This is a genomic window from Sphingobacterium hotanense, assembly GCF_008274825.1.
Classification (GTDB): Bacteria; Bacteroidota; Bacteroidia; order Sphingobacteriales; family Sphingobacteriaceae; genus Sphingobacterium; species Sphingobacterium hotanense.
The window spans coordinates 3,087,816-3,104,204 of sequence record NZ_CP030848.1 but is presented as its reverse complement, the minus strand read 5'-3'; the positions used below and the strand labels follow the sequence as shown (position 1 = coordinate 3,104,204).

At 41.4% G+C, this 16,389-nt stretch carries 13 protein-coding genes; 7 read left to right on the top strand and 6 right to left on the bottom strand.

The window, feature by feature from the left end:
• Positions 1–15: 15 nt before the first annotated feature.
• Both obgE and DSM08_RS13080 read left to right on the top strand, forming a co-directional pair.
• Positions 16–1,014, top strand: a complete 999-nt coding sequence (gene obgE / locus DSM08_RS13085; RefSeq protein ID WP_149526585.1) for a GTPase ObgE — start codon at positions 16–18, stop codon at positions 1,012–1,014.
• Positions 1,015–1,056: 42 nt separating this feature from the next.
• Positions 1,057–1,830: a TIGR02757 family protein gene (locus DSM08_RS13080; RefSeq protein WP_149526584.1), complete on the top strand. Its 774-nt coding sequence runs from the start codon at positions 1,057–1,059 to the stop codon at positions 1,828–1,830.
• A gap of 7 nt (positions 1,831–1,837) precedes the next feature.
• Here DSM08_RS13080 and DSM08_RS13075 read toward each other — a convergent pair whose 3' ends face one another.
• The 5 genes from DSM08_RS13075 to DSM08_RS13055 form a co-directional block, all read right to left on the bottom strand.
• Positions 1,838–2,272, bottom strand: coding sequence for a GNAT family N-acetyltransferase (locus DSM08_RS13075; RefSeq protein ID WP_149526583.1), 435 nt, complete (start codon positions 2,270–2,272; stop codon positions 1,838–1,840).
• On the bottom strand, positions 2,269–3,267 hold the full coding sequence (gene gap, locus DSM08_RS13070; protein ID WP_187773861.1) for a type I glyceraldehyde-3-phosphate dehydrogenase: 999 nt from the start codon (positions 3,265–3,267) through the stop codon (positions 2,269–2,271). Before gap ends, DSM08_RS13075 begins: the two co-directional genes overlap by 4 nt.
• The gene (locus DSM08_RS13065; protein ID WP_149526581.1) at positions 3,267–3,893 is read right to left on the bottom strand and encodes a peroxiredoxin family protein; all 627 of its coding nucleotides are present in this window, start codon (positions 3,891–3,893) and stop codon (positions 3,267–3,269) included. Before DSM08_RS13065 ends, gap begins: the two co-directional genes overlap by 1 nt.
• A gap of 540 nt (positions 3,894–4,433) precedes the next feature.
• The gene (gene secDF / locus DSM08_RS13060; protein WP_149526580.1) at positions 4,434–7,445 is read right to left on the bottom strand and encodes a protein translocase subunit SecDF; all 3,012 of its coding nucleotides are present in this window, start codon (positions 7,443–7,445) and stop codon (positions 4,434–4,436) included.
• A 703-nt stretch (positions 7,446–8,148) separates the two neighbouring features.
• On the bottom strand, positions 8,149–8,616 hold the full coding sequence (locus DSM08_RS13055; RefSeq protein WP_149526579.1) for a hypothetical protein: 468 nt from the start codon (positions 8,614–8,616) through the stop codon (positions 8,149–8,151).
• 210 nt (positions 8,617–8,826) lie between these two features.
• On the opposite strand from DSM08_RS13055, the gene guaB reads away from it, so the two are divergent.
• A complete protein-coding gene (gene guaB, locus DSM08_RS13050; RefSeq protein ID WP_149526578.1) occupies positions 8,827–10,302 on the top strand; it encodes an IMP dehydrogenase in 1,476 nt (491 codons plus the stop codon).
• Between the two features lie 449 nt (positions 10,303–10,751).
• Positions 10,752–11,870, top strand: a complete 1,119-nt coding sequence (locus tag DSM08_RS13045) for an IS110 family RNA-guided transposase (protein ID WP_149526577.1) — start codon at positions 10,752–10,754, stop codon at positions 11,868–11,870.
• Between the two features lie 250 nt (positions 11,871–12,120).
• Here DSM08_RS13045 and DSM08_RS13040 read toward each other — a convergent pair whose 3' ends face one another.
• Positions 12,121–12,978 (bottom strand): AraC family transcriptional regulator, encoded by an 858-nt coding sequence (locus tag DSM08_RS13040; RefSeq protein ID WP_149526576.1) that lies wholly within the window; start codon positions 12,976–12,978, stop codon positions 12,121–12,123.
• 135 nt (positions 12,979–13,113) lie between these two features.
• On the opposite strand from DSM08_RS13040, the gene fucP reads away from it, so the two are divergent.
• Genes fucP through DSM08_RS13025 form a run of 3 tightly spaced genes read left to right on the top strand, consistent with a single transcriptional unit; the run spans position 13,114 to position 16,378 of the window.
• Positions 13,114–14,364 (top strand): L-fucose:H+ symporter permease, encoded by a 1,251-nt coding sequence (gene fucP / locus DSM08_RS13035; RefSeq protein ID WP_149526575.1) that lies wholly within the window; start codon positions 13,114–13,116, stop codon positions 14,362–14,364.
• A gap of 11 nt (positions 14,365–14,375) precedes the next feature.
• Positions 14,376–14,708: an L-rhamnose mutarotase gene (locus DSM08_RS13030; protein WP_149526574.1), complete on the top strand. Its 333-nt coding sequence runs from the start codon at positions 14,376–14,378 to the stop codon at positions 14,706–14,708.
• Positions 14,709–14,713: 5 nt separating this feature from the next.
• Positions 14,714–16,378 carry a UxaA family hydrolase gene (locus DSM08_RS13025; protein WP_149526573.1) on the top strand — a complete coding sequence of 555 codons (1,665 nt, stop codon included), beginning with the start codon at positions 14,714–14,716 and terminating at the stop codon, positions 16,376–16,378.
• The last annotated feature ends 11 nt before the right edge of the window (positions 16,379–16,389 follow it).

Here is a 16,389-nt window from a genome sequence, read left to right as displayed (position 1 = left end):
GTATTAGGAGGATTAATGGCGCAGGGGTCAAATTTCGTTGATTATGTTAAGGTTTGCTGCCGCTCTGGACATGGAGGTGCAGGATCAGCTCACTTACACCGTGATAAATTTACGGCAAAAGGTGGGCCTGATGGGGGCGACGGTGGCCGTGGTGGTCATATTATTTTAAAAGGGTCCACGCAACACTGGACGCTTTTACATTTAAAATTCCGCAAACATATTATTGCCGAAAGCGGTGAGCCCGGTGGAAGTGCGCTTCGTTCTGGAGCAACTGGTAAGGATGAGATCTTAGAAGTTCCTCTAGGAACTGTCGCTAAAAATGCAGAAACTGGTGAGGTCTTGTTCGAGATTACGGAAGATGGCGAGACGAAGATCTTAACCGCGGGTGGTCGCGGAGGCCTTGGTAACTGGCACTTTAAATCATCAACACAACAAACTCCTCGTTTTGCACAGCCTGGTATGCCGGGTAAAGAAGAATGGGTAATCCTTGAGCTGAAAGTGTTAGCAGATGTAGGTTTAGTAGGATTTCCAAATGCGGGTAAATCTACTTTACTGTCTGTTGTTTCTGCTGCGAAGCCTGAGATTGCCGACTATCCTTTTACTACACTTGTTCCTAACCTAGGCATCGTTAGTTATCGTGATAATAAGTCGTTCGTAATGGCTGATATCCCAGGAATCATTGAGGGAGCATCGGAAGGTAAGGGCTTAGGACATCGTTTCCTACGTCACATCGAACGTAACTCTGTTCTACTGTTCATGGTGCCAGCCGACACAGATAGAACAATAGAGGAAGAATATGACATCCTATTGAACGAACTTACAGCATATAATCCTGAGTTATTAGACAAACCGAAATTGCTAGCTATCACGAAGTCGGATATGCTAGATGAGGAACTGGAGGAGGAAATGGAATTGCAAGTTCCGAAAGGCATTCCGCATGTCTTTATATCTTCAGTAACTGGTAAGAATATTCAACAGTTGAAAGATTTAATCTGGAAAGAGATTAACAAATAATATAAAAAGCAACTTCGGTTGCTTTTTTTGTATTTTGTCATTATGGATTTATCTTTAAAAGAATTCTTGGATAAAAAGGTTGAAGCGTTTAATACGCCTGATTTTATTCCAGCCGACCCAATTAGTATTCCCCATCGCTTTACCTTAAAACAGGATATTGAAATAATGGGATTCTTTGCCAGTATCTTGGCGTGGGGACAACGGAAGACAATTATCAATAAGTGTGTTGAACTCGGTGAACGCATGGATAATGCACCTTTTGATTTTATCATCAATCATCAGGATGAGGATCTAAAGCAGCTGTTGGGCTTTAAGCATCGTACCTTTAATGATACTGATCTACTATATTTTGTTTCCTTTTTTAAACAGCATTATCAGCGGTATTCTTCGCTAGAAGATGCTTTTTTGCAGGAGCCTTTTGTTGCGGGGGTCAACCGCGTGGAACAAGCCCTAAATAGTTTCCGCTCTTATTTCTTTTCCTTACCTGACTATCCTACGCGCACTAGAAAACATATCAGTTCTCCTTTGCAAAAGTCGAGCTGTAAGCGGTTAAATATGTTCTTGCGATGGATGGTACGAAAGGATAATGCAGGGGTAGACTTCGGGATATGGAACAGATTGCGTCCTAGCGATCTGATATGTCCATGTGATGTACATGTGGAGCGTGTGGCTCGCAAGTTTAACTTAATTCAAAGTGACAGGGTCAATTGGAAGACGGCCGTTGAACTTACTGAAAACCTTCGAGAATTAGATCCTTTAGATCCCGTAAAATACGACTTTGCTTTATTCGGCATTGGTGTTGTAGGCGAGATGTAACAGTCGCTTAGAGAAGCTTAAACATCTCTTTATGCGGGCCGATACCCGGTATATCGAACTCATCTGACATGTATTCGAATCCTACACTTTCATAGAATGGATATGCGATCTCACGTGCATTAAACCAAAAGTAGGGGATATGCAGCTGCTCTTTTAGATGATCGATAGCCGCAAGTAGCAATTCTTTTGCGTAGCCTTTGCGACGGGCATCCGGATGTGTTGCCATTCCGCGTAATCGATAAGCTTCATGAGGCAGCTTAGGATGATTTTCTTTCTGACAGGTTAAGACGCAAACTATCTCGTTTTCTTCGTTGAAATATCCCAAATGGAAGGTCTCCGGAAGGAGATCTTGCGGGTTAATACATTCTTGCTCAGGTAAGCCATTGCGCAGTACTAGACTGCGCAAAGCTAATGTATCTTGTAAAGAGATGAACCGTATCATTTCTTAGCTACCATTTCTAATAAATCAACCAATCTGTTGGAGTATCCAAACTCATTGTCATACCAACCGACAACCTTCACCAATCCACCTACAATACTTGTCAATTGCGAATCAAATACACAGGAGTATGGATTGTTTATGATATCTACGGAGACGATAGGATCTTCCGTATAATACAATACATTTTTGAGCCCATTATCCGCTGCTTCTTTAAACTTCTGATTGATCTCTTCAACAGTGGTTTCTTTGGCTAAGGTGCAGGTAAAGTCGGTTAAGGAACCGTTTAATACCGGTACACGGATACCTGCGCCACCTAACTTACCTTCCAAATGCTTAAATACATTGGTGATCGCCTTAGCAGCACCAGTAGTGGTTGGGATAATGGATGCTGAAGCAGCTCTTGAGCGACGAAGGTCACGATGCGGGGCATCATGAAGATTTTGATCGCCGGTCATCGAGTGCACGGTCGTGATGTATCCATCTTGAATCTGCCAGTTATCATCCAGAATCTTAATCAGGGGTGCTACGTTGTTTGTAGTACATGAGGCATTCGAGAATACAGGCGTAGACCAATCGAAATCTTGATCATTGATACCTAATACTACCGTCGGCACTTCTTTATCTGGTGAAGGTGCAGATATAATAACCTGCTTCGCGCCAGCCTGAATATGCTTCTCAGCTAATTCTTTTTTTACGAAATGACCTGTAGATTCTACAACGACGTCTATTCCTAATTCAGCCCATGGTAGGTCTTCCGGTGATTTCGCATTATAAACATGGATAGTCTTTCCATCAACATACAAATGCTGGTCATCGTGTTTAACCTCACGATACAAGGGACCATGAACAGAATCGTATTTAAACAGATGCGCCAATGTCTTCGTATCTGCTAAATCATTAATCGCAACCACTTCGATATCGGAAAGTTTACGATTTAATAAATTCCGTAAAGTATGGCGGCCAATACGGCCAAATCCATTAATGGCAATTTTCATTATTTTGTAAATGCTGCAATAACGTCTTCAATTGACTTTTCGCCTTCCCAGTATGTCTTTAGTGCTCCGTCAGCACCATATACATAATTCGCAGGGAATTTGCTAGGAACATGGAACTTCTGAATGAAATCCTGATTTCTATCGTATAACATCTCCACGTTTGGCTTGCCCTCCAACTCCTTTCCGAAAGACGTGAAGAAGCTAGCCATCAAAGCAGGGTCATTCATCGAAACATAGTATACATTGATATTCTTGATCTTCTCGTAGTTCTTTGCTAAAGCGCTTGTTTCATGTTGACAATGTCCACATGAAGGATCAAATAATACAAACACGGTGTTCTTACCAGCAGGGATATCCGCCTTGCTAAACGCGATGCCCGATTTAACTTTATAGAAGTTGAAATCAGGAATACTAACTACAGGAGCCTTAACAGCAGGAACTTCAATTGGAGGAGCTTGATTAGGCGTAGTTGTTTGCGCATGGTTGTGACCTTCGTGACCCGCAGCGCTATGATCATGTCCGGCATGTTCATCCGTCGTTTGTTCCGCATTCGAGGAAGTATTATTATTACAAGCAACTGTGCTTAGCGAGATCGCAAGGATAGGAATTAAGAACTTTGTTTTCATATCTGATTTTGTAAAGTGTAAAACTAATAAAAAAGTAGGGCTTGTTAGGTATTAGGGAGTATTTAGTATTTAGTAGTTAGTATTTAGACCTTATCCTGACCCATGCGTGACAATCAAGTGGAACGGGAGGAAGGAAGGATAGATAGGAATAGCGTGGGCATTTGTATAGTCTTTGAACCAGAAAAGGAATGCAGAGAATGGGTGTATTGTCTTTGAACCAGGAAAGGAAGGATGCAAGGATTGACAGGATGTGCGTTGTCTTTCAACCAAGAAAGAAAGGAAATTTGTTTTTGAACCAGGAAAGGAAGGATGCAAGGATTGACAGGATGTGCGTTGTCATTCAACCAAGAAAGAAAGGAAACTTTGTCTTTGAACCAGGAAAGGAAGGATGCAAGGATTGACAGGATATTTGGTATGCCATACAAATGGGGAGGAATTTTGGTCGCTAAAGGTCTTTATACTAACGACTAAATACTAAGTACTAAAAAAAACAGCCCCGAAGCGAACGCTTCGGGGCTGTTTTTTTATACCTAAACTAGGTTATGCTATAACCTTTGCTTGTTTCTTTTCTTCTGGTTTTGCTGAATCAGCAAGGTGTTTTCCAGCGCTCAAGTCGTAGATTGCAGGAGCTGCTAAGAAGATTGAAGAGTAAGTTGCTACAACGATACCAATTAAGATAGCGAATGAGAAACCACGGATAACCTCACCACCGAATACGAACAATACCGCTAATACGAAGATTACCGTTAAAGACGTAATCACTGTACGGCTTAATGTAGAGTTGATCGCTTTATTGATTGTTGTATCCATTTTCTCATGGTGTGCATTTGGTTTGCCTAAGTACTCACGTAGACGGTCAAATACAACTACCGTATCGTTCACCGAGTAACCCAATACCGTCAGGATAGCCGCTACGAAGTGCTGGTCGATATCCAATGAGAAAGGCACTAGACCATCAAGGATAGAGAATAAACCTAACAAGATAATCGCATCGTGAATAGTTGCAATTGCCGCACCAGCAGAATATTGCCATCTGCGGAAACGGATCAAAATATAAGCCGCAATTACGATGATTGATAATACCGCTGCATAGATTGCACGATCGCGGATATCAGAAGCGATTGTAGGACCTACTTTTTGTTGAGAAAGAATCTCATATTTTCCTTGAACTTTGCTTAATCCTTCGTTTAGTTTACCTAATACTTCTTGATCAGCCTCGTCACTAGTTTCTTGAATATGGTAAGACGTAGTTACACGTAGTTGGTTCTCACTACCGAAAGTCTTAACCTCAGTCGTTGTTCCGAATACGTTGTCTAAGCTCTCACGAACAGCCTCTGCCGCTACCGGTTGGTCAAATTTAACCGTATACGTACGGCCACCTTGGAAGTCAACTCCGTAAGAGAATCCTTTGGTTAAGATAGCTGCAAAACAAATTACAACAGCAACCAAAGAGATTCCATAGAATAATTTTCTCTTCTCGATGAACTTGTAGTTTGCATTCTTCATTGTATGGTTAGACCATGGGAATGAAACTGTGATTTTCATTTCTTTGCTCAACATGTATTCGAAAATCAAACGAGTGATGAAGATCGCTGTGAACAATGAAGTGATAATACCGATCATTAACGTAGTTGCGAAACCTTGGATAGGTCCTGATCCTGTAAAGAATAAGATCACACCCACTAAGAACGTCGTGATCTGAGAGTCTAAGATCGAAGGTAATGCATGCTTGTAGCCGTCGGATACCACTTGGCGCATTGATTTACCCAAGCTTAATTCCTCACGCATACGTTCATAGATCAGTACGTTGGCATCCACCGCTGTACCCATCGTCAATACGATACCCGCAATACCCGGTAAAGTCAATACCGCATTTAAGGATGCTAAAACACCCATTAAGAAAAATACGTTGAACAATACCGCGATGTTAGCAGCAATACCTGCACGGTTGTAGTAAGCGATCATAAACATCATTACTACGATGATACCGATTACTGAAGAGTTAACACCTGAATCGATAGCAACTTGACCTAATGAAGGACCTACAACTGCCTCTTCTACGATCTTAGCCGTAGTCGGTAGGCGACCTGCTTTCAATACGTTAGATAAGTCTTTTGTATCTTCAAAAGTAAAGTTTCCTGAGATAGTAGAACTACCGCCTGGAATCTCGTCGTTTACTGTCGGTGCAGAATAAACAACGTTATCCAATACAATAGCGATAGCGTCTTTGTTTTGCGCTGCTTGAGCAGTTACACGTCTCCACTGACGTGCACCGTCAGCATTCATATCCATAGATACGATAGGTTTGTTCGTTTGAGGATCAGAACCTGGACGCGCATCAGTAATTACATCACCAGTCATTACCGCTTTGTGATCAGCACCTGTAGTTTTGATCGCGTGCAATGCAAGGATGTTTGGCGTATTCGTTTCTGGCTTAACAGCCCATAATAATTTTAAATCTGCAGGTATGATCGATTTGATCTCCGGACGAGCTAAGTATTGGTTTACTTTCGCTGTATCTTTCAAGTTTGCATAACCCACAGTAGACCCTGGGATCAATTGCGTTTGACCGTTAGGCGCTTGGTAGAAAGATGGAGATAAAATTGCGAACAACGGGTTGTTCGCTAATGCTGTCGCGTTAGCAACTGCATTTGTCGTGTCCTTCGCTGAATCTGCTTTATTAGCGTTTAAGTTTGCTAATAAGTTTTCCTCTTTAGCTGTTGTATCAGCAGCAGCTTTAACCGTAGTATCAGCAGCAGTAGCTGGTTTTTCGCCTTTTAAAGAGGTAGCCAATGTACCATTGATGTTCTCCAATAAAGGATAGATCTGTAGGTTATTGTAAGTTTCGTAGAATTCTAATTTTGCAGAACCTTGTAATAATTTACGAACGCGTTCTTGATCGCTTACACCTGGAAGTTCGATTAAGATACGGTTTGTACCTTGCTGAATTTGGATGTTAGGCGATGCAACACCGAATTTATCGATACGCGTACGAAGTACTTTGTATGAGTTTTGGATCGCATTGTCAGCTTCAGCGTTTAGGAAGCTTTTCAATTCGCCTTCTGAGCTGCTTGCTTTGATAACTGATGAGTTATCTTTTGTTGCGAAGAAGCTAGCGATTGGCGTTCCTGCACCTGTTGCTTTGTACTCGTTGATGAATAAGTCGATCAACGATGTGTTCGTTGTTTTCGCTTTCGTTACGGCAGTTTCTAAAGCCTTGTTGAAGTTAGGATCTTTCGGGTTGTTAGCTAAGTTAGCGATCAGCTCGTTCAATGCGATTTCCATTGTAACGTTCATACCGCCTTTTAAGTCCAAACCAAGAGCGAGTTCATTCGCTTTTGCTTCCCGATAAGTGAATTTTGCAATTCCTAGGTTATACACCTCTTCACCAGCCATGGAATCAAGGTAGGCTTTCTCTTTTGCCATGTCTCCTTGAGCATATGCCGCCGCGTCTTTCTCTACTTTTCGTGTTACAAAAGTAAATGATAAGGAGTAGAGGCACGCCAAGGTAACCACTACCACCAAAAATTGAATCAGCCCTTTACTCTGCATTGTCTATTCGTAATAAGTTATGATTTAGTTCTGTTTTTTAAGCTTAATAATATTTTACCAAGATTCGCAAAGGTATAAAAAAATTAGAGAAACGAAACAAATTAGCAAACTTAATATCGAAAAATTTGTTATGCAAAAGCCTTTGTACGAGGGGGTATTTGGAAGGGTAGAGACAAGCGTCTTTTGGGTCATTGAATTGTTACTTGCGGCACCGCTTGTTTGCTGCTTTTTCGTTGCTTAGAAGCTGCTTTTGATTATTTACTTTTTAGAAGTTTATCACAACCATTTTTTACCCATATCAGAACCCGTTTCGAGCGGTTCTGATTGGGTTATGTATTGGGTTAGTAAGGGTTTTGAATAGTATTTAGTATTTAGTACTTAGTATTTAGACCTATGGCTGTCGATTTGTTCGTCAATTATTTAGCGGTTTGTTTTGAAAGGAAGGATTTGTTTTGAACCAAAGGTTCAGAAACGAACCCCATTTTTCCTTCAACATGATCCTGTTCATCCTTGCATCCTTCCTTTCCTGGTTCAAAGACAAATTTTCCTTCCTTTCTTGGCTCGAAGACAACGCACATTCTGATCATCCTCGCATCCTTCCTTTCCTGGTTCAAAACAATATTTGCAAACAATTAAATGCATTAAACAAAAAAAAGGCGATTTCATCGAAATCGCCTTTTTATTATCTTCTTTACTTCAAAGATTATCTTAAAGTAAATTTAAATCCTAAGCTGAAACGACCAGCTTCGAAGTTTGAGTTGTCAGAAAGGTTCCACCAAGGTTTCCAGTCGAAGTGTAAAGCTAGGGGAGCAGAAGGGATTTTGTACTCTAAACCAGCAGCAGGACGGATAGCGAATGCAGAATCATCGTTCGCGAAAGCGATTTGAGGACCTACACCTACATACCAACCTAAACCGTTAGTACCACCAAATGGTCTGTTGTAAGAATAGTCAACACCAATTACTGTGAAGTGATCTCCGAATAATACTTGTGCTTGACCAGCATTTGCACCACCGAATGAATGTTTAATTTGTGGACCGAATAGAGATGGGCCATCACCTAAGTCAATACCTAAACCGATTGCGGTTTTATAAGGAGTCTGAGCTTGTGCTTCATTTGCACCAAAAGCTAAAGCTGCTGCAGCTGCTAAAGATAGTAAGGTCTTTTTCATAAATTAAATGTTAAATAAACTTTATATTTTCATCATCAATGCAATTAGCTTGCCAAAGTTAAATTATGGTAAAGGTTTTTTTGAGATTTGTTAACGGAAAGCATGAATAAGTCGATTGTCGATTTTATGTAATTAGTGAAACTTTGTTTTAAAATTCAATAACTTTTCGTAATTTTGCCCTGCAAATAGATAACCCCCATAATATTTGCTATGCAATTAGATCCACAAAAATTCGTATCCGAAGGCCTTACTTACGACGACGTGTTATTGATCCCTGCTTACTCAGAGATTCTACCTCGTGACGTTGATACAAGTACCTTCCTGACTAAAAAAATAAAATTAAATATTCCTTTAGTGTCTGCTGCGATGGACACTGTAACTGGTGCCGACCTTGCTATTGCAATCGCGCAAGCAGGAGGAATTGGTATGTTACATAAGAACATGTCGATCGCAGAGCAAGCTGCTGAGGTTCGCAAAGTGAAGCGTTCGGAAAGCGGAATGATTCAGGATCCCGTTACCTTATTAGAGAACGCTACAGTAGGTGATGCTTTCCAAATTATGAGCGAACATAAAATTGGTGGTATCCCAGTAATCAATCAAGAGAATAGATTGGTTGGTATCGTAACGAACAGAGATCTTCGTTTCCAAAAAGATATGGCTAGACCAATCAGCGAACTGATGACTAAAACAAACTTAGTTGTTGCGCCTGAAGGTACAGACTTAATCAAAGCTGAAGAGATTTTACAAAACCATAAAATCGAAAAGCTTCCTGTTGTTGATTCGAACGGTGTATTGAAAGGATTGATCACTTTCAAAGACATTCAGAAATATAAGCATTACCCGAATGCAGCAAAAGATGAGCACGGTCGTTTATTAGTTGGTGCGGCAGTTGGTGTTACGCATGATACAGTTGAGCGTGTTGATGCTTTAGTAAAAGCAGGTGTTGATGTTATCACAATTGATACTGCACACGGACATTCATTAGGCGTAATCAACAAATTAAAAGAAGTAAAAGCGAAATACCCTGAACTGCAGGTTATCGTTGGTAACATTGCGACTGGCGACGCTGCGAAGATGTTGGCAGACGCCGGAGCAGATGCTGTTAAAGTAGGTATCGGTCCGGGTTCTATCTGTACAACTCGTATTATCGCGGGTGTTGGTGTTCCTCAATTATACGCTGTTTATGAAGTTGCCAAAGCATTAAAAGGTACTGGGGTTCCTTTGATTGCTGACGGTGGTATTAAGCAAACAGGCGATATCGCGAAAGCAATCGCAGCGGGTGCTGATACGATCATGGCGGGTTCTTTATTTGCAGGAGTAGAAGAAGCACCAGGTGAGACCATCTTATTAGAAGGAAGAAAATTCAAATCTTACCGCGGAATGGGATCGATCGAAGCGATGGAAAAAGGATCGAAAGACCGTTACTTCCAAGATGTGGAAGACGATATCAAGAAACTAGTTCCAGAAGGAATTGTTGGTCGTGTACCATATAAAGGAACATTAGCTGAAGTAGTTTATCAATACATCGGCGGATTGCGCGCATCTATGGGTTACTGTGGAGCGGCAACAATCGAGCAATTACAAGGTGCAAGATTCGTAAGAATCACCGGAGCAGGACTTCGTGAATCGCACCCACACAATATTCAGATTACTAAAGAAGCACCTAATTATAATAGTAGGGGCTAGATTTAGATATTAGACAATAGACATTAGATGTTAGACAACGTATGGGGTAAAAAAATCCCCTTGTTTGAAAGAACAAGGGGATTTTTTGGTTATTGATATGTGACTATTTAAGAGGGAAAAGTTGTCTTTGAACCAGGAAAGGAAGGATTTTAGGATAATCAGGATCTTAGCAGTGCGCTATTTTTACCCCTATTTTTCTTTCTAATCATAGTCATCCTTTTATCCTTCCTTTCCTGGTTCAAATAAAAATCACGACATCGAGAGGCTGCGATGTCACTACTTCATATCGCAAAATACAATCCGCTAGTATGCCCAATACTCTAATATCTAATGTCTATTGTCTAAAATCTAAACTGATATATGAATTTGTAGAATTATAACTGCGTGGAATAAAAATCAAGAAGACCACAACTTTGTTTCCATTATAGTATTAATTATAGAACATAATTATGGAAAAATTTTGTGGTCTTGATGTACATAAAGATAGTGTTTTTATGTGCATTCTAAGTGAAAACAACGAAAAGTATGAAGAGGTTTTTAAGACTTTAACCCCTGACCTTGAACGGCTTCGTGACACGCTTGTTGATCATGGTGTCGGACTTGTTGCCATGGAGAGCACCAGTATCTATTGGTACCCGTTATGGAATATTCTAGAATCGGATTTTGATGTTAAATTGGTCAATCCACTGTTCATCAAGCAGGTTCCTGGAAGGAAGTCCGATGTCAAGGATGCCGAGTGGATCGCTACGGTATTGATGAAGGATCTGATTAAAGGGAGCTTTGTTCCTCCTAGCATCATCCAACAATTGCGGCTTTACAACCGTAAGATTACCAAGCTCAACAAACAATTGCGTCGCAGTGAACAGGAAATGGATGAGATGCTTCAAAGATGCAACATCCGTTTGAGTAATTACGTCTCTGATATCGGCTGCAAGTCCATGAAGAAAGTTGTTCAGGCTATCGCTAAGAATCATTTGAACCCGGATTATTTATTGAGCTTGGTCCATGCTCGGATTGTTAGGAAAAGCGGCGCGGAAACGATCCGAGCTTCGCTTACAGGAACATTCACTTCAGTAGACATCGAGATATTGAGGATGATCGTGGAGGATATCAATTTCCACCATGATCAGCTCGAATTCTGCAAGAAAGAGTTACTGAAGCTATGCTATCAGCATTTCAATCTTCAAATGGAACTATTGGTGACCATACCTGGAGTGAAAGAGCACGCAGCTGCCTGTATCATTTCTGAAATAGGGACGGACATGAAATTCTTTACATCGGCAACAGCCTTAGTAGGTTGGACCGGTCTTAGACCGCGGAACGACCAAAGTGCGGGTAAGATTAAAGGAAGAAAGACCCTACACGGAAATAAATATCTTCGCTTGATGCTCGTACAATGTGCTTGGGGAGCATCCAGAACAAAGGGAAGCGCTTTTATGGCGCGATATCAACGATTCAGAAAAAGAATGCACCACAACAAAGCGCTTATAGCAAATGCTAGAAAGCTGTTGGTGATAATTTGGAACATATTAGCCAAAAAGGAACCCTATTTTGCCCAAGCAATCTAGCAGGCCTTTTAAAGGAAAGTACCAAGGCCCTAGTATTTATGGTGGACTATACCCCGATTTCTAAACTGGCATAATAAGGAACTTTCTGGCAAGAAATTGCGTGTGAGCTAAAAGCTCGTAGAGGAAATTATTATTATTTAAAAGCGGACTAGGCAAATGCCTGGTAAAGCAAGACTATGCCTAATCAAATAGAAACAAGCCTTTAGATGATCTTTAAAGGCTTGTTCGATTAGTATTTATAGAGGAAATACTAACTACTAGTACGATACTGCGTCGGAGTTACTTTCGTAATGTTTTTAAAATTCTTGTGGAAGCTGACGAAGTTATTGAAGCCGCTATCGTAGCAGATTTCTTTGAGGCTGAGGTTCGAGTTTCGGAGCTGAGTGCAGGCGTGACTGATTCGGAGCTCGGTGATAAATTGTACGGGTGTTTTTCCGGTTTTTTGTTTGAAGTATCGGCAGAATGAATTTTCGGTCAGGCCGGCAATGGAGGCTAGTTCTTCGAGTTTGATGCGCTGTTTGTAATGGTCGCGGATGTGTTCCATGAGGCTGTTCATCCTACCTTGGTCGTCGGAGATGTTGAGGATGGAGTAATTTTCGCTGGTTAAGTTTTCGGTATTCTGCTGAGCGAAATGATCTAATAGCTCAAGCATGGAGGTCAGTTTGCTGAGACCGGAGCTGTTTAATGTTTTCTCGATGAGGAAAGGAATGCGGTTGGGGTTTTTATTGGAAACATATAGACCGCGATTGCTATGATTGATCAATTGCTTTATTCCGCCCAATTCTGGTGCGTGGAGGATGTTGGGGATTCCGATGTCTTTATTGAAATGTAAAACGATGCAATCAATAGCTGCTGTTTGTTCGGTATCGGAAGCGTTATTTTCGAACATCCAATAATGTGGAATCTGCGATCCAATCAGTACAGAATCTCCGGCTTGGAAAGATTTTATACAATCGCCTATAAATAAAGTCCCCACGCCTTTTATGACATGGATAAGCTCTAATTCTTCATGATAGTGCCAAATCAGTTGGTGCTTAGGTGTATAATCGCGTCGAATTTGGAAGCTCTGATTAGGTTCTTTTGGTAAAGCAAAATGTTTAATAATCATAATTAACTAATTTATTCAATGAAAATCATATTTGCAAGTGTATCCGAGATAAAATCGTTTATATATTTGGTAAAATGATTTATCCATTGTTTAGAATAAATACCGTAATTAGGGTTTTCCAATATAAACCGGCATATGAGTAAGACAAATAATACCGTTGCGATCATCCTAATCACCTCTTTATTTTTCTTTTGGGGGTTTATTCATAATCTAGATCCTATTTTGATCGCCCATTTACGGAGTGCTTTTAGCCTTAATCATTTGCAGGCATCCTTAGTCGACTCTGCTGTGTTTATTGCCTATTTGGTGATGGGTATTCCTGCAGGAATCATCATGAAGAAGTACGGATATAAGGTTGGAATCTTGATTGGACTGTTATTATTCGCAATCGGCTGTTTTCTGTTTGTTCCTGCTGCCAATACGATGAGCTATATGTTCTTTCTATCGGCATTGTTCATTGTCGCCTGTGGAATTACCATATTGGAGACGGCAGCAAATCCCTATATGACGGTGTTGGGCGACCCGAATACGGCTACCCAGCGACTCAATTTTGCGCAGTCTTTTAATGGACTCGCTGCTTTTGTAGCGCCCATTGTTGGCGGACAGTTTATACTTGCTGAGGATCCCCTAAGTGCGGAACAAGTGGCAGCATTGAGCGATGCGGAACGGCTGAGCTATATTCAGGCGGAGACGGCAGTCGTGAAAGGGCCTTACGTTATTCTGGGTTGTATAATTTTGGCTGCAGCCATTATTTTTATGCTGATCAAGCTTCCGGAGGCGAAAGAAGCGGACGAGGAGAAGTCCAGTTTTGTAAAAGCTTTTCGCCATAAGAATGTCTCCTGGGCAGTTTTAGCGCAGTTTTTCTATGTGGGAGCTCAAGTTTGTATTTTAAGTTTCTTGATCGTATTTGCGGTCGAAGTATCCGGCATTTCTGCACAGGATGCGAAATATTATGCTGGCGTGGCAGGTTTGGTTTTTATGTTGGGACGATTTATAGGTACCTTCTTAATGCGTTCTATTGCGCCTTCTAAATTATTATTTATCTATGCCATCATTGCGACATTGCTTACTTGTGTAGCGATATTCGCTTCTGGAGTATTGACGCTGTATGCTATGATTGCTATCGCTTTCTTTATGTCGATCATGTTTCCAACCATATTTGCTATTGGAGTAACGGGCATTGGATCGGATACAAAATCGGCTTCCAGTTTGATTATCATGTCTATCGTGGGAGGCGCCTTATTGCCACCGGTGTTAGGCTATGTTTCGGATGCCACCGGAAATATGCAATATGGCTATTTTGTAGTCGTTATATGTTTTTTAGTGGTTGCGCTATTTGCTTATAAAAATAAATCAGCAGCCGTTAGCACCGCTGCTGCACATTAATATTTAATAATATGTTTAAACGATATGCTCTTGCATTGGATCTTGTTGATGATCCGCAGATGATCGCTGAATACGAACAGCATCATAAAACAGTGTCGGATGAGATTAAAAAATCGATTACTGATGCAGGAATTACAGTGATGGACATCTATCGCTTTGGGAACCGCTTGTTTATGATTATGGAGGTTGATGAGACCTTTGATTTTGCACGCAAGGATGCTATGGATGCAGCGAACCCTGCGGTTCAAGTGTGGGAAGGGTTGATGTGGAAATATCAACAAGCTATTCCCGGCGCGAAACCAGGCGAGAAGTGGGTTATTATGGATCAAATATTTGAATTATAAAAGAAATGGAAAAAAAGAAATTGGCGTATTTGCAGATACATCCAAAAGATAATGTGTTGGTGGCATTGCGCGACTTGCCGGCAGGCTATGAGGTTGATTTTGAGGATAAACAATTTCCTCTGATCGAAGCAGTAGCGGCGAAACACAAATTTACCATTTCTGATATGCACAAGGATGATGAAGTGTATATGTACGGTGTCTTGGTGGGCAAGGTGAATTACGATTTAACAAAGGGATCTTTAATCAATGTTAATAATCTGCGTCATGCATCCGACGATTTTAGATTGGGAAAACGCAATCTAGGTTGGTCTAAGCCTGATGTTTCTATGTACAAAGATAAAACCTTTCTAGGTTTTCATCGTAGCAATGGCAAGGTGGGCACAGCAAACCATTGGTTGGTCATTCCTTTGGTATTTTGCGAAAGCCGCAATGTCATGACCCTCAAGAATGCCCTAGAAGAAAAATTGGGCTATCAGGTAGAGTCAAAGGACTATGCTGATGAGGTGGATGTGATGATTGCTAAATTCCAAGCGGGAGCTTCGGTTGATGAATTGCTGGATGTTGATTTAAGTGCAGCGAAAGCCAATAAATCGAAGAGTCGTTTGTTTGAGAATGTGGATGGAATTAAGTTTCTCAACCATGAGATGGGCTGTGGCGGAACGAGATTAGATTCGGATGCACTTTGTGGTCTGTTAGCAGGTTATATCACCCATCCCAATGTAGCTGGTGCGACTGTTTTAAGCTTGGGTTGTCAGCATGCGCAAGCCTCTATTTTGAAGGAGGAGATTCAGAAACGCGACCCTCAGTTTGATAAGCCGCTTTATATTTTCGAGCAGCAGTTTGAAGGGACGGAGCAGGAGTTGATGCAAAAGGCGATCAAAGCGACCTTTGCGGGATTGAGTTTAGCGAATGCACATAGCCGTCAACCGGCGGGATTAGATAAATTATGCATCGGCTTAGAATGTGGTGGATCGGATGGTTTTTCGGGCATTTCGGCGAATCCTGCTTTAGGCTACGTTTCGGATATGTTGGTCAGCTTAGGCGGATCGGTTATATTATCCGAATTTCCGGAGCTATGCGGTGTAGAACAAGAGCTTAGCGACCGTTGTGTTGATGAGGAGACGGCGAGTCGTTTCATGAGCTTGATGAAAACGTATAATGCAAAGGCGGAAGCTGATGGCTCAGGATTTTATATGAACCCTTCGCCAGGGAATATTCGTGATGGCTTAATTACCGATGCGATCAAATCGGCAGGGGCAGCGAAGAAGGGCGGAACTTCACCGGTTGTTGCGGTGCGAGATTACCCAGAGCCGGCTTCACAACCGGGTTTGAATCTGCTTTGTACACCGGGAAATGATGTCGAGAGTACCACTGCTGAAGTGGGTTCGGGCGCTAATGTGGTCTTGTTTACAACGGGATTAGGTACGCCTACAGGTAATCCAATTGCTCCGGTTATTAAAGTTTCGTCGAACACGAAGATCTATGAGAAAATGAATGATATCATCGATATCAATTGCGGAACAATTATCGACGGGGAAGAAACGATCCAAGAAGCGGCTCATCGTATTTTGGATTATGTGATCGATGTGGCGAGCGGCGAAAAAATGGCGAAGGCTGTTGTCCTTGGTCAGGATGATTTTATTCCATGGCGTCGCGGGGTGTCCTTGTAGATATCTTTATG